Annotated in this window: 23 protein-coding genes; 7 read left to right on the top strand and 16 right to left on the bottom strand. The window is 32.3% G+C overall.

The features are described from left to right. Window positions 1–7: 7 nt before the first annotated feature. The 3 genes from DN394_RS25800 to DN394_RS25790 form a co-directional block, all read right to left on the bottom strand. Window positions 8–535: a GNAT family N-acetyltransferase gene (locus tag DN394_RS25800; protein WP_149294374.1), complete on the bottom strand. Its 528-nt coding sequence runs from the start codon at window positions 533–535 to the stop codon at window positions 8–10. Window positions 536–598: 63 nt separating this feature from the next. After that, window positions 599–1921 carry an FAD-dependent oxidoreductase gene (locus DN394_RS25795; protein ID WP_149294373.1) on the bottom strand — a complete coding sequence of 441 codons (1323 nt, stop codon included), beginning with the start codon at window positions 1919–1921 and terminating at the stop codon, window positions 599–601. A gap of 71 nt (window positions 1922–1992) precedes the next feature. Continuing rightward, window positions 1993–2772, bottom strand: coding sequence for an undecaprenyl-diphosphate phosphatase (locus tag DN394_RS25790; protein WP_149294372.1), 780 nt, complete (start codon window positions 2770–2772; stop codon window positions 1993–1995). Between the two features lie 132 nt (window positions 2773–2904). Between DN394_RS25790 and DN394_RS25785 the strand changes: the two genes are divergently transcribed. Further along, window positions 2905–3111 carry a hypothetical protein gene (locus DN394_RS25785; protein ID WP_046959581.1) on the top strand — a complete coding sequence of 69 codons (207 nt, stop codon included), beginning with the start codon at window positions 2905–2907 and terminating at the stop codon, window positions 3109–3111. 53 nt (window positions 3112–3164) lie between these two features. Here DN394_RS25785 and DN394_RS25780 read toward each other — a convergent pair whose 3' ends face one another. The 4 genes from DN394_RS25780 to DN394_RS25765 all read right to left on the bottom strand — a co-directional run bounded on the left by DN394_RS25780 (window position 3165) and on the right by DN394_RS25765 (window position 6370). Then, complete coding sequence (locus DN394_RS25780) at window positions 3165–3545, bottom strand: nucleotide excision repair endonuclease (protein WP_001048941.1); 381 nt, start codon at window positions 3543–3545, stop codon at window positions 3165–3167. Window positions 3546–3622: 77 nt separating this feature from the next. After that, complete coding sequence (locus DN394_RS25775) at window positions 3623–4186, bottom strand: GNAT family N-acetyltransferase (RefSeq protein ID WP_097916962.1); 564 nt, start codon at window positions 4184–4186, stop codon at window positions 3623–3625. A gap of 39 nt (window positions 4187–4225) precedes the next feature. Next, window positions 4226–4798, bottom strand: coding sequence for a YybS family protein (locus DN394_RS25770; RefSeq protein WP_149294371.1), 573 nt, complete (start codon window positions 4796–4798; stop codon window positions 4226–4228). Between the two features lie 141 nt (window positions 4799–4939). Then, complete coding sequence (locus tag DN394_RS25765) at window positions 4940–6370, bottom strand: PQQ-dependent sugar dehydrogenase (RefSeq protein WP_098953576.1); 1431 nt, start codon at window positions 6368–6370, stop codon at window positions 4940–4942. Window positions 6371–6571: 201 nt separating this feature from the next. Between DN394_RS25765 and DN394_RS25760 the strand changes: the two genes are divergently transcribed. Both DN394_RS25760 and DN394_RS25755 read left to right on the top strand, forming a co-directional pair. Then, window positions 6572–6829: a hypothetical protein gene (locus DN394_RS25760; RefSeq protein WP_097916956.1), complete on the top strand. Its 258-nt coding sequence runs from the start codon at window positions 6572–6574 to the stop codon at window positions 6827–6829. A 156-nt stretch (window positions 6830–6985) separates the two neighbouring features. Then, a complete protein-coding gene (locus tag DN394_RS25755; protein ID WP_046959586.1) occupies window positions 6986–7435 on the top strand; it encodes an NUDIX hydrolase in 450 nt (149 codons plus the stop codon). Window positions 7436–7490: 55 nt separating this feature from the next. On the opposite strand, the gene DN394_RS25750 is transcribed toward DN394_RS25755, so the two are convergent. From DN394_RS25750 to DN394_RS25720, 6 genes are all read right to left on the bottom strand, one after another. Next, window positions 7491–8606, bottom strand: a complete 1116-nt coding sequence (locus DN394_RS25750; RefSeq protein ID WP_149294370.1) for an NAD(P)/FAD-dependent oxidoreductase — start codon at window positions 8604–8606, stop codon at window positions 7491–7493. Window positions 8607–8732: 126 nt separating this feature from the next. Next, window positions 8733–9386 carry a YdeI/OmpD-associated family protein gene (locus tag DN394_RS25745; protein ID WP_098849164.1) on the bottom strand — a complete coding sequence of 218 codons (654 nt, stop codon included), beginning with the start codon at window positions 9384–9386 and terminating at the stop codon, window positions 8733–8735. 144 nt (window positions 9387–9530) lie between these two features. After that, window positions 9531–10301, bottom strand: a complete 771-nt coding sequence (locus tag DN394_RS25740) for an arylamine N-acetyltransferase family protein (RefSeq protein ID WP_149294369.1) — start codon at window positions 10299–10301, stop codon at window positions 9531–9533. Window positions 10302–10439: 138 nt separating this feature from the next. After that, entirely contained in the window at window positions 10440–10943 is a 504-nt protein-coding gene (locus DN394_RS25735; protein ID WP_141475026.1) for a MepB family protein, read from the bottom strand. A 93-nt stretch (window positions 10944–11036) separates the two neighbouring features. Then, window positions 11037–11405: a DUF4180 domain-containing protein gene (locus DN394_RS25730; protein ID WP_046959590.1), complete on the bottom strand. Its 369-nt coding sequence runs from the start codon at window positions 11403–11405 to the stop codon at window positions 11037–11039. A 201-nt stretch (window positions 11406–11606) separates the two neighbouring features. After that, window positions 11607–12299, bottom strand: a complete 693-nt coding sequence (locus DN394_RS25720; RefSeq protein WP_141475028.1) for an HAD family hydrolase — start codon at window positions 12297–12299, stop codon at window positions 11607–11609. A 331-nt stretch (window positions 12300–12630) separates the two neighbouring features. Here DN394_RS25720 and DN394_RS25715 point away from each other — a divergent pair, with 331 nt between their 5' ends. The 4 genes from DN394_RS25715 to DN394_RS25700 all read left to right on the top strand — a co-directional run bounded on the left by DN394_RS25715 (window position 12631) and on the right by DN394_RS25700 (window position 16001). After that, on the top strand, window positions 12631–13296 hold the full coding sequence (locus DN394_RS25715; protein WP_097916948.1) for a response regulator transcription factor: 666 nt from the start codon (window positions 12631–12633) through the stop codon (window positions 13294–13296). Further along, window positions 13289–14761, top strand: a complete 1473-nt coding sequence (locus DN394_RS25710; protein ID WP_149294368.1) for a sensor histidine kinase — start codon at window positions 13289–13291, stop codon at window positions 14759–14761. Before DN394_RS25715 ends, DN394_RS25710 begins: the two co-directional genes overlap by 8 nt. 319 nt (window positions 14762–15080) lie before the next feature. Further along, the gene (locus DN394_RS25705; RefSeq protein ID WP_097916945.1) at window positions 15081–15617 is read left to right on the top strand and encodes a DinB family protein; all 537 of its coding nucleotides are present in this window, start codon (window positions 15081–15083) and stop codon (window positions 15615–15617) included. A gap of 201 nt (window positions 15618–15818) precedes the next feature. Further along, complete coding sequence (locus DN394_RS25700) at window positions 15819–16001, top strand: hypothetical protein (protein ID WP_097916943.1); 183 nt, start codon at window positions 15819–15821, stop codon at window positions 15999–16001. A gap of 296 nt (window positions 16002–16297) precedes the next feature. Here the strand turns inward: DN394_RS25700 and DN394_RS25695 are convergent, their stop codons facing one another. From DN394_RS25695 to pulA, 3 genes are all read right to left on the bottom strand, one after another. Further along, complete coding sequence (locus DN394_RS25695; protein WP_000447847.1) at window positions 16298–16975, bottom strand: ABC transporter ATP-binding protein; 678 nt, start codon at window positions 16973–16975, stop codon at window positions 16298–16300. Between the two features lie 11 nt (window positions 16976–16986). Then, the gene (locus DN394_RS25690; protein WP_149294367.1) at window positions 16987–18414 is read right to left on the bottom strand and encodes an ABC transporter permease; all 1428 of its coding nucleotides are present in this window, start codon (window positions 18412–18414) and stop codon (window positions 16987–16989) included. Between the two features lie 543 nt (window positions 18415–18957). Next, window positions 18958–21522 carry a type I pullulanase gene (gene pulA, locus DN394_RS25685; RefSeq protein WP_149294366.1) on the bottom strand — a complete coding sequence of 855 codons (2565 nt, stop codon included), beginning with the start codon at window positions 21520–21522 and terminating at the stop codon, window positions 18958–18960. Window positions 21523–21618 lie beyond the last annotated feature (96 nt).

Raw genomic sequence — 21618 nt, 5'->3', positions numbered from 1 at the left:
CCCCTTATTATAAGCGCGAAGTATTTCTCCATATATAATGTACAAACTTCACTTGTTCCCCGTTTAATTCTACAGAATTTGTATCTGCTTCGTCTTGATAAGAAGAAAACCCGCTTTTTTCTAATACACTTTGTGATGCGAGATTATTAGAAGTTGTTTTAGCATGAATCTCATTAATGTTATTATTTTTCGCTACGTCTAAAACTAACTTTACAGCTGCTGTTGCAACTCCTTTTTTAGTAAACTTTTCTCCGACTCGATACCCTAACGAACTGCTTCGGTTTTCCGTATCTATATCTACTAAATTTATTCGTCCTACAATTTCTTTTTCTTCATTACGAATTAAATAAAAATAAGAATCTCCATCCGCTTGTTCTATTAATAAATCGCCTAGTAGTTTTTGAAAATATTCAAAATCGAAATATTGCGAGCCACGATTTGGTACCATTGTTTCAAAAAAAGATTTATTCGTAAGTTCAAACGTAAATAAATCTTTAGCATCGTGTTTCTTTAATGGTTCTATGTATATTTTCATCTCGTTTACTCCTTCTATATCTACTAACTGTTATATATTCTTTTTTAATCAACTATTTTCCTTCTAGTTCTTTCGCTTCAGTAACACAGCAAGTAGTACTTTCGGATGAAATAGGTGTAATGGACTGCGAATTAAATTCATCACTCTTACTAATCGAATATAAACGTCAGAATCAGTTGCAGATAGTTGATATATTTGTTTCGTATACCAAAGCTGAAATTTTTGCTTTATCGATAATTCTCTTTTCAGCTGAGGATGACGTGATATTTCCGTTGTAGTCATTTCCCAAGGAGTTTGTATGATATGAGCGGTCTCTTTATAAAACTGCTGAGTAAATGCTTTATCAAGTTTTTGTCTTCTTTGTAAAAGTAACTGCAATTGGTGAGCTTCCATAGCAGCAACTGAAACACCTTGCCCGAAAACAGGATCGAAACGACAATGTGCATCCCCAACTACTAACAGTCTTTCGGGTAGATCATTCACTAAATCAAATCGCCGACGTACTTGATAAGGAATTTTGTACGTTTTGATATCTGAAATGGCTTCTGCTTTATTTAGAAAATCTATAACATTAGAGATTGATAGGTTTTCAGCAAAATTATAAAAATCTTCATCAGTTTGTGGTGCTTTCTCATTTGCATATCCGCTGAAAGTAACAAAGTAGCGATTATCCTCAATCGTTTGAATAAGAACACCATACGGATTGTCAGGGAAACTTGGAGACATTAGCATATTACAGCAGTCTAATTTCTCATTTTCATTGAGTTTAAACATTCTAGTTGTGTAAAACAAATCAATGCGCACTTTCTCTTCTTGCACTTCAATATTGTATTCACGTAACCACGCTATACTTTTTGAACCAAATCCGCTTGCATCAACAACAATATCTGCTTGAATGTCTTCTTGTGTGCCCGTCTCTAAACATTTAGTTTTTACTCCATATACTTTGTTAAGCTTTCTATCTACTAATAACCCTTCAACCAATGTTCCAAACTGAGTTGTAATATTTGAAATTAGATGTATTCGTTTTTGAATATGCCATTCAAGCAAATGTCTACTTTGTTGAATCATATGTACTTCTCCTGTGAATGGCTGTTTCCATAAACCAAATTGATGCCATTTTATATCACGAGTAAAGTTATTTACGATACTACCTGCTTCAATTAATTCATTAGTGATATTAGGAAACAATTCCTCAATCGCTTTTTCTCCACCTTTTAATAACACATGAGGATGATTACTTTGTGGGACTCTTTTTCTCGAAGACTTTCCATCCCATCTTTCACCAGATTCTATAATGATTACTTCTTTAAAGGTAGTGGATAATGCTTTTGCTGCGAGTTTTCCTGCTATACTTCCGCCAATAACGATAGCCTTATTAAACATATTTTCCCCCTTAATGAAAAAAGACCCTGCCTTATATGAATGAAACAGGATCTAAACGAATAGTTACTACATTAAAACACATGAGTAAATTGCAACGTTAAAATTAAAATGCCTAATCCCCATACGTAATACGCAAATACTTTTAAGGAGTGACGTTTTAAATATTGAATCATCCATGAAACGGCTATATAACCGAAAAACGCTGCTGATAACGTTCCGACAATTAAAGATGTACTAGAAATAGATTCTGCTTTCTCTTGAAAAACATCTGCTAATTGCAAAATGATAGCTCCGACAATGGCTGGAGTTGATAATAAAAAAGAAAAGTAAGCAGCAGTTTCGCGGTCTAATTTCCTCCATAATGCAGCGACGATTGTCATACCAGAACGAGAAATTGCTGGAAAAATAGCAGCCGCTTGAAATGAACCGATGATAAATGCGTCTTTATATGTAATGTCGTCCATTTTCTTACGACCATTCTTTTGTTTATCTGCCATGTAGAGAAAGAATCCTGTCACTAAAAACTCCCAACCAATCGTAATACCTGTTTTTGAAATATCCTCAAAAAAGTCTTTAAATAACAATCCGATTACAAATGCGGGTATTGTCCCGACAATAAGTAGTAGCATTAGTTTTGAAAATGGATTTTTAATTAAATATATAAATTCTTTTTTGTAATAAATAAACACTGCAAGCAAAGTTCCAATGTGTAGCATCGTATCTAAAAACAATCCTGCTTCATCTAATTGAAACAAATGCCTTCCTAAATAAAGATGACCCGTACTACTTATCGGTAAAAACTCTGTTAAACCTTGTATGATCCCTAATATAAAAGCTTCTAACCAATTCATGATGGTCCCCTTTCTCGTTTGCTTGTACCAATATATGAAGGTTAAATTTTCGATATGAAAAAAACTATATTTCTCTATGAATTTACTTTTATTTTATGGATATATATGTAAAAAGAGGTAAGGAGGGTTACTATGTGGCAACATACGAAATTCGGCAATGTATTACTGTGGGCAGGACCTATCCTTGTGTTTATAGGGTTATGTATGACAAATGTTATTTCTGATATTCCTTTTTTTGAGGGAAAACATAAATCGATTGGAATTGTACTTATATGTATAGGTGTATGCTGTTTTATTGTTGCTAATCATTTAAAAAAAGTAGAAAAATATGAGGACTAAATTTAAATAAAAAAACAATCCCAGTATATGCGCTAGGATTGTTTTTTTATTACTTATTTATAGAATACTTTATCAACGTTATATTTTGCTTTATATTCATTAATAATGTAAGTTTCGTAAATTTCTCTTTCTGTTGGATCTTCTACGATACATGCATCGATGCGGTATACTTCATCACGGTGATTTTTAATTGGTGAAACATTGTCTTCAAAATGCTTCTTAATACGTTGTCTAATTTTACGAGCTTTACCTACGAAAAGAAGTTCGTCATTAATATTGTAAAACATAAAAATGCCGCCTTTATCTCTAGGGAACAAGTGGAAATCGATAAATCCATTAATTGGAGTAATTATTGGCTCGTCTCCTTTAATAACTTGTTTACGTTCAGTAATTGAAACATCAGCTTCAGGAATATTAATTTTAATCAAGTTCATTCACGTCCTCTTTTATTATAAAGATAAATAATAGCATACATATGTAAGAAAAGCTACGTTAAGAGGCATATTTCATTTTATAATTCAAATATTATAGGTATATCATGTAAACTCTTCTTCCAAATCATATGGTCACTTGATTCTCCCCAATAATCCTTCAGTACATAACTAGGCTCTCCAAACTTCTTCGTCCATATACTTTGCGCTTTTTTGTAACCACTATCTAAACAGTATTCTGTTATTCCTCTGCTAAGTAACGTAATATACATTGCATTAAGTAATAAATTTCCTATGCCATTTCGTTGATATTCAGGTAGTACAAATACAGTTCCTATTTCATATAAATCTTTAAACACACCACCTGTACAACCATTAATCAATGTACTTGCTGGGCCGATTTCAATTGTTCCAATGATTTTATCGTTACTTATATCAATTGCTAATAAAAAGTAACGACTTTCTCCGTTACTCTCCAAATCATTTTTCAAATACTGCTTTTTCGTATGTATTTCATTTTCTATGTCATCTAATAACTGTGATAACCCTTCATTTTTAAATGTATGAGTAATAACAAGACGAAAAAACATATTCAGTTCATCTACATCATCCGAATTTGATCTTCTAATTTTAACGTTATACACGACTTGAATCTCCAATCTTTAAAAATATATGAGAAATTGTTAAGACCATACTTTATATACTCTATTCAACATTATTCTACAAATGCCTGCATAGATCCAGCAGTATAGAAAGCTCAGAATAAATATTGATAGAATAATTTTTATATCAAAAGTTGTATGAACAGTAGGACCTAATACAGGAAATCGAAACACATTAAGAACAATCATAATTCCAATAACAAGACATAACGCGGAAAAGGAAACAATCCAAAACCTTCTCTTGAATTGTATAAAGGATACTCCTAACACTATACCTAATAAACCTGTAGTAAAAGGAAAGACAATTAGTTCGCTTGGCTCAATAATAAATAATAGGAGAATAGTAAGAATGTAAGAAAGTATGCCCGTGCGAGTAGAATAACAAATAGCGAAAAATATAGGCAGCGTCGCAAAAGGACTAATAAATAAGCCTATACCAGGGATTAGGTTCCCGGAAAATTGAAAAATAGCAGCAAGTGAACCGAGTAACGCTGTAATGACTAACCTCTTTGCTGGCGTCATCTTTCTTTTATGAACAAAATTCGCATCATACGCGATCATCGATTGATACCAATAGTTTCTAAAGTGATTCATCAAAATCCCCCTAAAGATATCTAATTTATCACTTTCTATTTTTATTCATACACTTATTGTTTATTTGTTACCTTCTAAAAGGAATCAACCATTATACAATAGACGATTATATAAAGAATGTATCTGAAAGTTGTTATCATATCAAGGAACGATTTCAAAAATAGTACCTTTGTTAAAATCCGTTACTTTCATAGAACCATAGACCCCTAAATATAGTCTAGTTTGATCTAAATTTGTTCCCAAACTCATATAATAAGCCGCTTGCGTACCAAACTCATAATTGATTTCAATAACATGAAAGTCAGTATGTTTACCATGCGTACCAGCTCTAGAATAAGCTAACACACCCTTTACTGGAGACTGAGATTCTTCTTTCTTAGCAAGGTCAGTAAATACGACGCTACCTGTTAAATTTGGGATTGCAGTCCCCATATATGGTTGAACTCCTGTAAGTGAAGTTCCTCCAAACTTATCCGGTCTGGAATCTTTATGATAATAACTAATTAGAGGTTGAATACGATTTACTGATGTTACTATTGTTTCATCATAATAAGCCGTTATCCTCTCATCCAAAGTAGGATTCTCAGAACAGTGCCTTATAAAAGAAGTTGGTAATTCTCCTTCCCATCCTCTCCAACCAAAATTAATAAATCCATATTGATCTAGAGTATCTCTCATTAAATATGTTTGAACAAGTTCGGTAACTGGTATTGGTTTGTATTGAACAAAAGAAAAAATAGACTCTACAATGTCCTGTCCGACATTTCCGGCATATTTGATATATTGATTATAAAACCTTTGAAATGAAATACCTGTTATATTACGTACGCCTTTTGCAATTAATGTAAGAGTTTCTTGAATAGATAGAGGAAGTTCATTAAAACGTGTAACTACTGGAGGATTATTTATGGACGTATTTTTACTTACATCGATTTCAATTATTTTACCCGCTATTTCTAAATCATCCTGGCTTAAATTAAACGGATCATAGCCAGAACCACCATCTCCATTAGTAAAAACAAGTTTTCCAGTCTCAGGTGAAAAGATTAAGCTATTTACGCCGTTATGATTAAAAAATGGCCGTTTTATATTAAGTAAAGTTCTTCGTTTTTGAGGTTTGCCTTTTGATTGTAAAATCCATTCTTCAACTGTATCAATATGATCATATTGAGTATCTCTATTTGTCCACTTTAAATTTATTGTTTTCGGGTCACAAGGATTCGGTTTAAATTGCTCTGGAAGCGCACCTGGACCTTGAGTTCCAGCCATTGAATAATGAAGGTAAAATAAGCCGTTATGATTAAATTGTGGATGGAACGCTAGTCCTAGTAATCCGCGTTCATCATACCCGCTACTAGAAACGCCTTCTTCAAATGTGCCTAATTTAATAATTCGGTGACGAATATTTAAAAATGTCTTTATAGCTCCGTCTCCTATGTAAAAAACCTCTCCTAATTGAGTTGCGATAAATAGCCTTTCAGTCGATTCACCTGGAAGTATTGCTGTTTTTATTACAGTTGGTAAATTTATGTTATGAACGATGGGCCGTAAACGAACCTTAACTTTTGTCAATTAACTTTACACTCCTTGTTATTCTTTTTAATAGAAGAATATGATGAGAGTAGTTAAATTAGTATCAAAACTATAGACGTAAAAGTGTGATATCCCTGTTCATACAATTCTGTTTTCTACTTAGCATCAATTAACTTACATTCCTTTTTATTACATTTTTAATATAATATAAGTATAAAATATAAATTAGGGGGACATTCTATGTCAATCTTACTACAAATCATCGTACCACTTATTTGTGCAATATACTTATTTACCCTCTATCGTAATACGACTATAGGAAAAGCTGCATTTCTTTTGGCGGTCATTATAGGAATTTTCGGTTTAGAAAATATCTTTCAATATGCTAGTTTAACAGATCATGCTGTTTATCCATATTGGGGTAGTTTGAAGGCTGTAATCTTTATTTTATCAGTAGTGTTTTTATTCAAAAGAACCCCTACTCCATATAGTAATTAACTTTAAATTGGGGTATCGCCAGCATTTCGGAGAAAAACCACGCTAAGCAAATTTCGACAAGAAAAAAGCAGGTTTTCCCCCGTTATGAAAAAACATTTTTACGAGAAATAATTCATCATATTTATTTAAAGTTTATTTTCGGGAGGCGATTATGCAATGAGAGCGCCATATCAAGTATTGATATTTCCTTATATAATAACTGATGATTCTATTCAATATGCTATTTTTAACCGAAGTGATTATGGTTATTGGCAAGGAATAGCTGGTGGTGGAGAAGATGGTGAGACTCCTATTGAATCAGCAAAACGAGAATCTTTTGAAGAGGCTGGTATTTTAAGAGAATATCCCTATATAAAATTAGATTCTGTTTCTTCACTACCAGTAGAGGATGTAGTTGGAGGATTTCTTTGGGGAGAAGATGTTTATGTAATAAAAGAATTTTCTTTTGGAGTTAAAGTTCCTACAAAAAATATTTCATTATCCAAAGAACACTTCAATTATAAATGGTTATGCTTTGAGGAAGCAGTAATGCTTTTGAAATGGGATAGTAACAAAACAGCATTATGGGAATTAAACAACAGGTTATTAAAAGAATTAAAGTATTAGCTAACAAAATTAGATATAAACAAAAAAGATTAGGAGCGAATCCTAATCTTTTTTGTTATTCAATTGCACCAGCAACGTCATAATCGTTTAAATCTAATTCAATTGGTTGTCCGAGTGCTAGTTTAGCTAATTCTGATCCTAAATATGGGCCGGCAGTTAAACCTGAAGCACCTAATCCATTCGCAACGAGAATACCTTCAAAGTTAGGTAGTGGTCCAATAACAGGTAAGAATCCTGGAGTAAATGGTCTAAATCCAACTCTCGTTTCAAGCATAGTACCATCATCTAAACCAGGTGCAACAGTTAATGCTTTATGGAATACTTCATGTAAACCACCTGCTGTTACACGATGATCGAAGCCAGTTTCGTTTTCATGGGTAGCACCAATTACGACATGACCATTGTCAAACGTTAAAATGTATTGATCGTTTGGCGGCATAACAACTGGCATATTTTCTGTTGCTGTATTTTCCGTTTGCAGGTGAACAATTTGTCCTTTTTGGAATGTAACTAAGAAATTGATACCTAATGGATTCAATATTTCATTCGCCCATGCGCCTGCGGTTACAATTACCTTTTCTGCTACCATTGTTTCGTCATTTACATTAACTCCAGTAATATGATTACCTTCACGGACTAATACTGCATCTCCTTTTATAAAAGTTGCACCATGTTTTTTTGCAGCACTTATTAATGCGTTACGTAATGATCTTCCGTTTACTCGTGCAGCGCCACTAATATGAACAGAACTATATTCTTCTGATAATGCTGGGAATAATTTTTTCGTTTCTTCAGCTGATAAGCGAGTGATTTCACCAATCTCTGGTGCATCTTCACGTCGTTTATAAGCGCGCTCTTCCATTTTATCTAACTTTTTCTCATCAGTATGTAAACTAATTGCACCTACACTTTTGTATCCTGTATCCGTTTCACCGTCTGCTTCTAATTGCTGAATTAAAGAAGAATAGTAACGTGCACCGCCTTTAGCAATTTTATACCACGCTTTATTACGACGCTGTGAAAGCCATGGACATACAATACCAGCCGCTGCATCAGTTGCTTGACCTAGTTGTTGACGATCCACGATAGTAACATTCGCACCTGCTTTAGCGAGATGATAAGCAGTAGACGCTCCTAAAATACCAGCTCCAACTACAATATACGATTTCATATCAAACACCTTTTCTCTTTTGTTGATTATGTAAATATAAGAACATACTTTAGTATACTGAAAGGAATCCTTTTTTCAATGTGCTAAGCGTAATTAATTATTGCATCATTGTGACGTTCCTAGCCATTATTTTTTCTTCTTACGGAATAATTCAATTGTTTTATAGCCTTGTGAAAGAATTTCAATCATTTTCTCAAGACGTTTATCACGTGTTTTTTCTTGTTTTACAGAAAATAAATTACGTGCCCAGTCTTTTTGATATCCAGGTGTTAAACTTTGATAAAACTTAAGTTCATTCGGATGATTAGCCAATAATGCTTCAACATCTTGAATACGATCTGCATAATCGGCAACACATTGACTCATAGCAGGCGTTTTCTTCTCTTTTTTCTTTTCACGCTTTAAACCCACTACAGTAAAGACATCATCCATGCTTACCATTCGAGTAAATTTAATATCACTCTGTCCTACATACCCATCTTCGCCAACGTTTAATGCTGGAAACATTTCATCACGGTGAATAAACGTACTATAACGAGAATTACCTTTTTTCGGATATGCGAAGAATATGTAGCCTTTTTCAATTAGTAATTCTTCATTACTAATAATATAATTCGTTTGTTTCACCATTTCATCAAGTGTTTCTACAAAAATAAAAATGGCATCGTGTTCTTTTGAAAATGCAGTTTCTTTCCCTGTAAAAATGTCATAATCACTAGGTTCATTCATTACGACCATATTTGTATACTTATTAAGTTTCAATTTATCAATAATTGACATAAAAATCTTCCTTTACATTCAAAATTCATTGTACATACTATTCTAGTGTATTATATCTATTAATAAAATTAAACTTTAATAGTTATTTTAAATTAAAGTTAATAAAATAGCCGATTCTGCGTAAGAACCGGCTAGCTATTCATTTCATCTCCACTCAATAGCAAATAAAGTATTTAATAGCTCCCTATATTGATCTTCTGTAATTACCCGTTTTGTTTTTTCTCCATGAATTATTTCGGTTAAACTCGTATTCGTTAAAGAGACATGGCCATAGTCCGTTAATTTCACTGCAATTGGTCCCTTATTAAAAATAGATTTCTCATCTTCTATTACTCTTTTTTGAACATCGTTCACTACTGTCTCATCAATGATACGATTATAAAAGGCATGACAAACTTTCCACTCTCCGTTTGTATCTTTTCTTTCTAGAACGTAATTTCCTTTACTTGTGTCTCGTTTTCTCACTCGATACGAACCATTTTTAGAGGAAACAGGCTCTTCAGTAAAAGGTATAGGGATTAAAGGTACTAAGGAAGCAATACCTACATCAATTAAGTATCGTTCGTTAGCATACTTTAAAATAATCGTTATATGTCCATTCTCAAGTGCCCATGCATTGATTTCATTTTTATATACGGTTCCAAGTGCAAGCTGTACATCATAACCACAATCTTTTAAAAAGTAGTAAAAAAGAGTATTTAATTCATAACAAAGTCCGCCGCGGGATGTAGTTAAAATTTTATTCTGTAAATTTTCCATAGTAATTGTATTCGTATTACGTGCTATAACATCTAAATTCTCAAACGGTATAGTGTGTGCAAATGCAAAGAGAATTGTATTTAATTCTTCAAACTTTACTTCACTTCTGTTTGCAAGATTCAATCTTGCAAACAGCTTATGTTGTAGACTTGTCATATTCAGCACCCCTTAAAATGTATAAGTTAAAATAATATATGCTAATTGTAAATTTGATGGGGTACTGAAACAATGTACATTTCGTTTAACTGTACCGGTACAAAAAGTCTAACCCACAAGATTACTTAAGATAAGAAGCTACGAATACAAATGTAATAGTTTGTCTATGGGTAAATTATTATGATCGCTTAAATCAACAAAATATTGAAGTTGCCACATTTGGCTCTTTTTAGCTTGGTTGCTCTCAGGGGTATCCCAAATTGGATACACTCTCATAGCCATCTTCCCTATTTGACTTTGCGTTTTTAATATTTTTTCTTTAAGTAGAATTTCTTTAGGGAAAATAAATTGTCCTAGTTTATTATCATCAATACAAGTGATAACTAATAAGCCAGGAGCAGCGTCATAAGAAAATGCTTGATTTTGCATATGGTCATCTTTCTCCCAAAAAGAAACAAATTGACCAATTTTATTAGGTGTAATTTTTGATATTCTAAAACGAATACTTTTATGATTTAAGTGGAATAAACATCCTGCATATTCGGCGTTTTGCTTTTCTTCTTTTAGATTCGTGATTATTAATTTGTTAGGTTTGTAAATTATATTGTTTAATTTTCGGATTACATCATTAAATTTGTTCAAGAAAACTCCCCCTTTAGTCATCTCTTAGTTTATCACAAACATCAGTTCTTATATGTTGTAAATAATAAACGACATGAAAAAGAGGTATTGTTATTATTCTAATGTACTTAGTTTTTCAATTGCTTGTTGTTCAGTTGCTAAGTAAAAAATGTCTTTTCCTTTATTACATTCATAAATAAAATCCTTTAAGCTTTTACTCGTATACATAGAGAAATCTCCAATGATAGCAATCTTTACTCTGTAATTTATAAACTTTTGAAGGATATCACCAGCAAGGCGCGTTTTTAGATCAAAGAAATCTTCACTTATTAAAGATTTATGGATAATAATATGTTTCGCATCTACCTCATATTGAACTGTTGCCATAGTATCTAATGCAGACTGAACATCCGATATTAATACCTTATCGTTTCTAATGACCGCAATATTGATTCCATCGATTACTACTTTCTTTATTTCCATAGTCCCACCCCTTTATAATTTACACAGTATGAGTAAAATTATTTTAAAAAACTTCGTATTAACCATAGATTAAATTAGCCGCAACTATTAAAATCGCCACTATTTTTTATTGTAAATATCTATTTTTTATTACTAATACGGTCAATGAAATTAATGATAGTTTCTCTTTTTATATTTTTGAATATATATATGAAATTGCTTTTACTTGTTATAAAAATATTGTGGATTAACATAACTTAACAAACTATCCAAAGTGTTAATCTCGGCATATGGTTGTATTTGGGTAGTATTCTTGATTTTCTGAGGGTTAAACCACACACCGTTTATATTTGTATTTTGAGGACCAGCAATATCCTTTTCTAAGTCATCTCCAATAAATAATACATCTTCTGGTTGCATATTAAGCTTATTTAATGCTAGTTCGAATATACGTTTATCAGGTTTACTCAATCCTACTTCTTCAGAAATAATAATCGTATCAAAGTAGTTGTTTAAATTCGTGTTAATTATTTTAGCTTTTTGTCTATGCGTTGAGCCGTTTGTTATAATTCCAACTTCAAAGTGCTTCTTTATATGATTTAAGAAATGAATAGTATTTTTGTCTATTGAAAAACATTTAGGGAAATTATTATTCCAAAAATCTTGGATATAATTGCGTTGCAACCTATACTTCGGCGGGAATTCATCAAACAATGATTCTAAAACTATCGTTTTATCACTCATGCCGTATTCTCTTTTATCATATTCTTTGAATTTCCGTAGCATATTGTTTTTAACTGTATCACTAACATCCTCATAACACTTTTCCAAAACTAATAAAAACAGATTATCTACTGCTTTATCTCTATCAAGTAACGTATCATCTAAATCAAACAGCATTGCTTTATAACCCATCATATAATTTCACAACCTTTCTCACATGATTTAAATAATCCTTAGTTCGAACCTTAGGCTTTTACTAAATTAGCAAAAAAACTACATGCAATTTACATTATTATACATTAGTTTTTCGTAAATATTAATCGTTCAGCTTTTTATATGATAAGTTTTTTCAAGCACACAAATATTCCTCCATAAAAAAGGAATATGGGTAATAATCCTTTTTTACGGAGAATACACAATCTTGAAAATGGAGTTAATACGTTAAACGTCTTATGAAGTTTCCTACTGTATCTCCACATAAACTACAGATAGTACGGCTATAATGACTACCAGAGGTGATATTATGAAAAACTATCATATCCTCGTGGTTGAGGACGATCAAGAAATTCAGGAATTAATTAAACAATTTTTAATGACACAACAGTATACAGTAGTAGTTGCTTCAGATGGACTAGAGGGTATGACACAATTTAATAAGCAATCCTTTGATTTAGTTCTTCTAGATGTAATGATGCCCAATCTTAATGGATTTGAAGTTGCTAAAATGATTCGAAGTCAGTCAAACATACCAATTATTATGCTAACTGCATTAGAAGAAGAGGAAGATCAAATGAAAGGGTTCGATCTTGGGATTGATGATTATATAACAAAACCCTTTTCGTTTCATGTTTTGATTAGACGAGTCGAAGCTGTACTTAGAAGAAGTTATGATAAAAATATAAATAATCATTTGATATTTAAAGAAGTGCGCATTGATGTTGATGCATATCGAGTATATGTAGATGATTTTGAAATTTTCTTAACGACAAAAGAGTTCGAAATTCTACAACTACTATTTCAAAATGAGAGAAAAGTACTGACAAGAGAAAATATCGTAGAAAAAGTTTGGGGATACGATTATTTTGGGGAAACACGAATAATAGATACACATATTAAAAACCTACGTAAAAAACTAGCTATCCCCTATATTAAAACAATAAAAGGTATTGGTTATAAAGTTGATGAATAGAATTGTAAAAGTCATGAAGATGAAGCAAATTACTTATAAACTCTTTATGACTACATCTCTCATTTTGTTATCCTTTGCAGTGTTAATTTATTTAACTTTATATTTTTTTCTCCCTACGTTTTATGAGCAATACAAAACAGATCAACTTCAAACAGGGATAAAAGAAATAATTGATAAGTCCAAAGATCTTACGTTTCAAGATGCGATACCACTTTTTGATGAATACGCAAAAAAAAATAACGCGATGCTTTCGCTTCAAAATAAAGAAGGAGTAATTATTTACTCGCCTTCATTTTCTTTTATTCAAAGTGGTACACAAACAACAGTAGTTACTAAAGCCACACGATTTGAGAATGCAGGTACCATTAGCAATTCATATAATGTTACGGAACCAATTCAATTCCAAGATGGTAGTTTAACGCTTGTAGTGTTCGCAACATTTCAACCGATTGATGAAGCTTCGCAAGTATTAGTGCGCTTTCTCCCCTATATTAGTATCATTGTGATCGTAATTGGTATAGGGAGTGCTTATTTCTATTCCAGGTTTATTACAAAGCCACTTATTTATATTAATGAGGGTGCACAAAAGATGGCAAATTTAGATTTCTCCGAAAAAATTGAGGTTCGCTCTACAGATGAGTTAGGAGAATTATCTAATAGTTTAAATGACATGTCTATTAACTTACAACAAGCTATGTTTGATTTAAAAAAAGCAAATGAACAATTAAAAAATGATATTGAAAAAGAAAGAGAAATAGAAACAAAACGCAGAGAGTTTTTTGCGATTGTAGCACATGAATTAAAGTCCCCTCTTACTGTAATGAAAGGATACTTAGAAGGGATGATATACAATATTGGCCCTTATCAAAATCGTGATCAATATTTAAAGAAAAATCATCAAATTATTGAAAGTATGGAACAATTAGTTCGTGAAATTTTAAGTATGTCAAAGTTAGAACAACACACTTTTAAACTAAAAATAGAAGAAGTTAATCTTTCAAAGTTAATAGGTACAATCACAAAAGATCTCGAATTTTTTGCTTCTCAAAAAAGCATCCAAATAATAAAAGAAATTGACTCTGACCTTGCTGTTTATACAGATCGTGTTCTTTTTGAAAAAGCATGTAAAAATATTATCCATAATGCAGTTATGTATTCACCACATAATGAAAAAGTCTATATAAAGTTAAGTAAGGATTCTAAACAAGGTCAAATTAAAATGCAAATTATAAATATAGGTATCAATATTAAAGATGAAGATATACAACAAATTTTCAAACCATTTTATCGAATTGAAAAATCAAGGAATCGAAATACTGGAGGAAGTGGTTTAGGTCTATATATTGTTAAACAAATTCTTGAAAGACTAGATATAAAATATTCTATAAAAAATATGGAACATAGTGTGCAATTTAGCATGAGTATTCCATTATCTAAACACAAAAACAAACTCTCCTTTAAATAGGACGAGTTTGTTTGTTTTTGTAGTATAAACTTATTAACAGGCTTTTCATTTAATGATATATGCTACTTCTTAAATGGCGATTGTCAAAAGAAGTGACAAACTGTATTCAACTTAAATATTCACCTTCTACTATAACAGCAAAAAAACGAAATCCCACTTAGCAGCAAATTAGATTCTCTTATTTGGGATGCATTTCATCTATGAAACTGAAAAGGAGGATGAAAAATGCATATTTGCCTCCATTTTTCAGATTAATTTGGAATTCTTTTATGATAAGCTATATGTAAAGATTAAACATAAAACATAAAGGATGATTCGTATGCAAATAAGACCAAAGGTAAGTGAATATAACTCCTATTATGCAACGTATACCAACTTGGTATCAGACGGAAATATCATACATATTCTAGAACAACAAATGAAGGAAACGAATCTTTTATTAAAGAGAATTTCTGATAGTGAGGGACTTTTCCGGTATGCTCCTACTAAATGGAGTATAAAAGAAGTAATCGGTCATATAGCGGATACAGAACGTATTATGGCGTATCGATTGCTATCTATTGCTCGAGGCGAGACAGCAGAACTTCCAGGCTATAATGATGATATGTATGTTCTTAGAGCTGCTTTTGATAAGCAATCTATGCAAGATCTTCTTGAGATTTTAATAGTTGTTCGCCAATCTACCGTGTATTTACTTAGAAGCTTAGATAAAGAAGCCTGGTTACAAAGGGGAAATGCGAACAATTCTGAAGTAACAGTTCGTGCATTAGCATACATCATTGCTGGTCATGAGCTTCATCATCTTCAAATTATAAAAGAACGTTACCTTGGTTCTGATGTATATCCAGCAAGTTAATATTTGAAGAAAAAGAATCCTATTTATGTAGGGTTCTTTTTCAGTATTTATAACGGATTAGCGCTTAGAACCATGGCAATTAAATGCATTTATTTATAAAATTCACCACATAATATATATGCTATCCCATCTTTTTCTGTACATAATTTTCTTTAGGCTGATATACTATAAACACAATAGTTCTGGAAAGGTTATGATGTTATGTATGAACAACAAAATAATAGAGATAGAGATCAAAAAATGATGTTTTCTATGCAGGGAGTTCCCTCAAATAAAATTAACATGAATCAATTACCTAAATGGATTAGAATTTTTGGCTATTGTGCGTTTGGTTGGATAATAGTATTTAGTTTAATTATGATTGTAGGTTTAATTCTGCACTAACTATACAGATACACAGTTAAACGGGACAGCATTTAGATTTATATATCTAGGTAATGTCCCGTTTTTTATGTGTGATTATCCCATGATATAGGTAACCAATTATAATAAAAAGAACTTGTAGAATATCCTACAAGTTCTTTTTCAAATATTATTAAAACGGGAACAACAAACTATTTTAATATTCAGTACAGGGAGACCATTTTGATTATGGCTTAATTTTATTATAAATCAAATATAAGCTTTTGAAAGGGCTGCATTTTGAAAATTATGTAAATTGAACAGCTACGATGTTTATATTAGATTTCATTTACGACCAACTTCTTCTTACTTAAATACACTGCACGATCTGATTTTTTAGCAACTTCCTGTGAGTGCGTCACAACAATAATGCATTTATTCTCTTTATGTGCAAGTTCTTGAAACAGTTCTATTATATCCATTGTGGTTTCCTCGTCGAGGTTTCCTGTCGGCTCATCTGCAATCAGCAAATCAACATTACAAGATAGTGCTCGAGCAATTGCTACACGCTGTTGTTGCCCCCCACTTAGTTGCAGGACGTTTCGTTTCGCTTCAGCTTCTGTGAGTCCTACTTTCTCTAATAACTCTAATGCCCTTACCGTCTTATTTTTCACTTTAACACCTGTAATTTCCATTGCTGTTAAGACGTTTTGAAGAGCTGTCATATAGGTAATTAAGTTATAAGATTGGAAAATTACTGATACATTTTGATTACGGTATCGATCCAAACCAATTTTTCTAATATCTTTGCCATTATACAGTACATAACCATTTTTAGGGACATCTAGTCCACAACCTAAACTTAGCGTTGTGGTTTTACCAGATCCAGACGGTCCTAAAATCGTGTAGAAATGCCCTTTTTGAAAAGAAAAGTTAACATTGTCTAGTATCGCTACATTTTTTCCATTACTTTCATAATAATAATCCAAATTTTTAAATTGTAAAATTGTTTCCATATTATGCCTCCTTATTCATCTTTTAAAAGAATTTGTTTTGGATTTAAACGTAGAATTGATAATGCTGGAAGAAGCGTTGCTATTATAGCAATAGCTAGTCCAATCCCCCCCATTTTCCCTACATCTTCTCCTGTTACACTTACATCAATTTTATCAATTGGATCTTCTTTTTGATTTTGTAGAGTACCACCAGGTCCAGACATCATTACAGTACTATTATTTCGCATGGTGTCCGTTTCTTCGCTTGTTGTAGCAATTTCACTCGAAAGTAAATTATCCCCTATAAATTGAGAAACTTTGGCTCCTGTTGTTATGGATACTCCAAATGCTAAAATAGCGATACATACTACTTCTACTACAAACTGTGCCATCAGTTTCCACTTTTTCTCTCCAATAGATAACAGAATCCCCATTTCCTTACGACGTCCTTTAATTGAAAGCATAATGATTAATCCTAAAATAATCGCACCTGCAATTGATACAATATAAATAATCATTTGAGAAGTCGAAGAGATATTTTCGATAGGACCAATCATTTGCTTGTACAATGAATCATGCGCATCTAATTTATAATAATTAAAATCAATATTAGATTTTTTTGCTTCTTTTTTAAATGCATCAATATATTGTGGATCATTCAAGAAATACACGACTTGAACACTACTTATACCTTGGTCTACTTCTAATTTTTTCATAGTTGAATGCGGCATATATAGTTTATTAGCTGGATCCATAATAGGAGGAGCCTGTTGACCCATTGCTTGCTCATTCGTTTCGTAAATACCGATAATTTCAATCTCGAGGGTTTCCTTCTTATCCCCTGATTGCACTTTAACTTTGTCTCCTACATTCAAATTGTTTAATTCCGATAATCGTTTTTCCATTAAAGCTACATTCTGATCCTTCATTTGCTCTGTAATTGGTTTTCCATCAATGATTTTACTTTTTCCGTTTTTAAAGCTTTCTTGTAATGCAGTCTTGCGGACCCCCTCAATCATAAAAGAAGCATTCATATCTATTTCTGTACCAGAGCTTGAACCGCCTCGCACAGCCGCCATTCCCGCTTTACCTTTTCCTTCTTCTTCTGAAGCTCCTACTAGTTTAAGTCCATCAGAAATACCGAAAGTGTTAGCTATGTAATTATAGTCTTTTACATACTTGGACTTCGCTAATTGATCTGTTTCTTTTGTATCGAGCTGCGGCGGATTTGGCATTTCTCCAGTTTCCTTAGCTTTTTGACCTAATTTGTCGAAATCAAGACCTAAAGTAACATCTGCACCAAGTTTTTTTCTTGCTGCATCCGCTGCTTTTTTTGATGCATTTTGGATTGTGAACCCTGAAAGAACCAAATTTGTAACAACCAGAAATACTGCCATCAAAATTAATGATGTTCCTATCCTTTTTTTCATACTGAGAATTGCGCGTTTCATAAAATTCATTTTTTCTTACCTCCTTGATAACTTGTATTCTAAAGATGTTATCTAGAGTCTATATGGAGCTAATCGGTAGTTTATCTAGAGATATAAGGAGTTTATGTGTAGTTATTCATTGACCTGTTCAAGAAAAACCAAAAAACCAATCCAAAAGCGTAATCGATTTTGAATATTGGTAAGAAGTTTGTCCATTTAAGGGAATTATAGAAAAAGAGAAAGGTTAAGCTTAATTTAATGTATATACAATAAATATAGAGAACCTATTTAAATATCTAAATGGGAATTGTTAATGTTGCTCATAGAAATCACGTCATTTTAAAAAGTGCACCTTTTAATACAAAAATAAGCAAGTTAATGTTCTCTTATATGGGGTAGTATCACATGCCCATATACCTATATGTAAACCCTAATTACACATAAAAAAGAGAAGAACCTTGTTGAGTTCTTCTCTTTTTGTTTATTAAATTGTAATAAAATTACAGTACGTGAAATTATATTACTTTAACTTTAAAAGCGAAGTGAAAACAATCTTCACTTCACTTTTTGCATTTATTTAATCGGTGTCTCTGTTTTTAAAACTAATGAACTTAACGCAGGAACTTTAATTTTATTATCATGGACAACGTAAAGTGTTTTACTACCTGCCTGTTTTCCGTCTACTAGTACTTTCCACGGACCTTTCGATGGAAGTGTTATGTCAGCCGCTTCCCTATTAGCATTGTGAGCCACCATAAAGTATTCGTTTTTATTCCCATTTCCCTTTATTGAATAAGCCACAACATTTTTTGGAACATCGATAAAAGTTATATACTTTTTAATTTGTTCTGCAGATGTCATTCGAAAAGCTGTGTACTTTTTGCGTAATTCTATTAAGCCCTTCATATAATCTACTTCATTATTAAATGCTGCACGGCGCAACCAGTCCATTTGGTTAATTGAATCAGGAGATTTGTAACTGTTATGATCACCATATTTCGTGCGCATAAACTCTTGTCCTGCATGTAAGAATGGAATACCTTGTGATGTTAATAAAATTGAAGAAGACAATTTGTGCATTTGTTTTCGCACTTCTTCACTGTCACTCGGATTAGTCAACTCAAGTTTGTCCCATAATGTATGATTATCATGTGCTTCCACATAAGTTAGCACCTGCTCCGGATCTTGATAAGTAGACGAATTTATATCGTAGTCAATGCCTGCTGTAATCCCTTTTTTAATACGGTCTTCCATGTTTTCCTTCCCATTTACAAAGCCATTTTCTTTCTCCTCAAATACACTACCTTTCAATCCATCTCGTATATTATCGTTAAAATGAGCAATCCCTTTCATTTTCTCTGCATTTTTTTGATTTGCTTTCAATTCAGCAGCAAGAGGTGTATTTAAATCCCAACCTTCCCCATGCAGTATAATAGAAGGGTCAATTTGACTAACAGCTTTACGTATTTCATTCATCGTTTCATAATCATGAATACCCATTAAATCAAAACGGAATCCGTCTAAATTGTATTCTTTTGCCCAGTATGTGACCGAATCCACCATAAATTTTCTCATCATTTTTCGCTCTGAAGCTGTATCATTTCCTACTCCGGTTCCATTTGCAAATGTTCCGTCTTCATTGTAACGATAATAATAACCTGGAACTAACTTATGAAAATTAGATTCAGCAGCGTTATACATATGGTTATATACTACATCCATTACAACACGAAGATTATTATCATGCAGTGTTTGAATCATTTGCTTTAATTCAGTTATTCGAACAGTTGGCTCATATGGATTTGTAGAATAGGATCCCTCTGGAACGTTGAAGTTTTTCGGATCATATCCCCAGTTATATTGTGGTTCGTTTAAATTCTCTTCATTTACTGATGCATAATCAAATATCGGTAAAAGCTGCACGTGTGTAACACCAAGATCTTTCATATGATCAAGTCCTGTTTTCACATCTTTAGGCCCTCTTGTTCCTTTTTCAGTTACACCTAAATATTTTCCTTTATGTTTTATACCACTTTCGGGCTGAATAGAAAGATCACGTACATGCAATTCATAAATAATTGCATCTTCCGGATTTTTAAATTTTGGCTTTTTATTCGTTTTCCATTTTTTAGGGTTTGTGTCTTCTAAATCGACAACTGCACCTTTATCTCCATTTACAGAAGCAGCACGCGCATACGGATCAACTGCTTCTGCCCACTTATCACCAATTTTCACCTTATACGTATAAAAGAGACCTTTTTGGTTCCCTGTAAGTTCTGCTTTCCAAGTGCCTTTTTCACTTTGTTGCATGTTTATTTCAGTACCTATTTTATCGTTCCATTTTTTATATGTAACTAACTTCGCTTCACTCGCAGTAGGAGCCCATACACGGAACTTTGTATGTTGTGGTGTATATATATTGCCTAAATCGTTACCACCATAATAAAATGAATGATCAAACTCCTCACTACGAATGACTTTACCGATTTCGGTATACGTATCAGCTACGTTTTCGATTTTAACTTTGTATGTCTGTTTTAAATCAATTTTCTGCTCCGTAATTATTTTCACCTTATTCGTAATATTTCCACTGTTTATATCATAAGGACTAATATTCTTAATTTTAATGCCTTCAATTTCAATTTTCCGTTCCTTAATATGAAACGGCACATTAGTCGTTACAGTAATTTCATTGAAACTATCAATAGTTGCTTTTTGAATTGATAGATCCGAAGAAGGCTTAGAGTTATATACTTTTTCATCACCAGAAAGAATCCATACTTCAGCACGACCGTCCTTTATATTTTCAATCCAACGATCGCCACCATCTTTTTCCCACTCATTCGTACGAATGATAAATCCTACACGATCATAGTCACCATCTATATTAATCTTAGCGTACTTTCCAAATTCATCTTCACCAGTAAATTCATATGATTTACCATTCGCATTTTCTCCCCATAACCAAAGGTTCCAATCCTTTGTATTTCCAGACTGTTCTTTGTAATGAATGATAACTTCAGTTGTTTTCGAATTTGAAACTGCCTTTACACTTTGAAAAGAGAAAACAGAGGATAACATAACGATTATAGTAAGTAATAAAACTGATTTGTTAATTAATCTTTTTATCATTTGCACCACATACACCCTTTCTTTAAATAGTACGTACAATTTATTATGCTCGTACTAAATTACACTACTTAAATTAATCTAGAACTCTCTTTTACTTCACCC

It is taken from the genome of Bacillus sp. BB081 (genome assembly GCF_008368895.1).
Lineage (GTDB): Bacteria > Bacillota > Bacilli > Bacillales > Bacillaceae_G > Bacillus_A > Bacillus_A wiedmannii.
The sequence above is the reverse complement of the archived record's forward strand: the minus strand, read 5'-3'. Positions and strand labels throughout refer to the sequence as shown.

What these genes read in the sequence shown, in the direction of transcription:
- DN394_RS25730 (WP_046959590.1), bottom strand. Translation starts at nt 11,405, where the DNA reads ATGGAAATAAAGAAAGTAGTAATCGATGGAATCAATATTGCGGTCATT.
- DN394_RS25745 (WP_098849164.1), bottom strand. Translation starts at nt 9,386, where the DNA reads ATGTCAATTATTGATAAATTGAAACTTAATAAGTATACAAATATGGTC.
- DN394_RS25710 (WP_149294368.1), top strand. Translation starts at nt 13,289, where the DNA reads ATGAATAGAATTGTAAAAGTCATGAAGATGAAGCAAATTACTTATAAA.
- DN394_RS25715 (WP_097916948.1), top strand. Translation starts at nt 12,631, where the DNA reads ATGAAAAACTATCATATCCTCGTGGTTGAGGACGATCAAGAAATTCAG.
- DN394_RS25700 (WP_097916943.1), top strand. Translation starts at nt 15,819, where the DNA reads ATGTATGAACAACAAAATAATAGAGATAGAGATCAAAAAATGATGTTT.
- DN394_RS25785 (WP_046959581.1), top strand. Translation starts at nt 2,905, where the DNA reads ATGTGGCAACATACGAAATTCGGCAATGTATTACTGTGGGCAGGACCT.
- DN394_RS25695 (WP_000447847.1), bottom strand. Translation starts at nt 16,975, where the DNA reads ATGGAAACAATTTTACAATTTAAAAATTTGGATTATTATTATGAAAGT.
- DN394_RS25770 (WP_149294371.1), bottom strand. Translation starts at nt 4,798, where the DNA reads ATGAATCACTTTAGAAACTATTGGTATCAATCGATGATCGCGTATGAT.
- DN394_RS25720 (WP_141475028.1), bottom strand. Translation starts at nt 12,299, where the DNA reads ATGGGTTATAAAGCAATGCTGTTTGATTTAGATGATACGTTACTTGAT.
- DN394_RS25690 (WP_149294367.1), bottom strand. Translation starts at nt 18,414, where the DNA reads ATGAATTTTATGAAACGCGCAATTCTCAGTATGAAAAAAAGGATAGGA.
- DN394_RS25705 (WP_097916945.1), top strand. Translation starts at nt 15,081, where the DNA reads ATGCAAATAAGACCAAAGGTAAGTGAATATAACTCCTATTATGCAACG.
- DN394_RS25750 (WP_149294370.1), bottom strand. Translation starts at nt 8,606, where the DNA reads ATGAAATCGTATATTGTAGTTGGAGCTGGTATTTTAGGAGCGTCTACT.
- DN394_RS25755 (WP_046959586.1), top strand. Translation starts at nt 6,986, where the DNA reads ATGAGAGCGCCATATCAAGTATTGATATTTCCTTATATAATAACTGAT.
- DN394_RS25800 (WP_149294374.1), bottom strand. Translation starts at nt 535, where the DNA reads ATGAAAATATACATAGAACCATTAAAGAAACACGATGCTAAAGATTTA.
- DN394_RS25740 (WP_149294369.1), bottom strand. Translation starts at nt 10,301, where the DNA reads ATGACAAGTCTACAACATAAGCTGTTTGCAAGATTGAATCTTGCAAAC.
- DN394_RS25790 (WP_149294372.1), bottom strand. Translation starts at nt 2,772, where the DNA reads ATGAATTGGTTAGAAGCTTTTATATTAGGGATCATACAAGGTTTAACA.
- DN394_RS25780 (WP_001048941.1), bottom strand. Translation starts at nt 3,545, where the DNA reads ATGAACTTGATTAAAATTAATATTCCTGAAGCTGATGTTTCAATTACT.
- DN394_RS25795 (WP_149294373.1), bottom strand. Translation starts at nt 1,921, where the DNA reads ATGTTTAATAAGGCTATCGTTATTGGCGGAAGTATAGCAGGAAAACTC.
- DN394_RS25760 (WP_097916956.1), top strand. Translation starts at nt 6,572, where the DNA reads ATGTCAATCTTACTACAAATCATCGTACCACTTATTTGTGCAATATAC.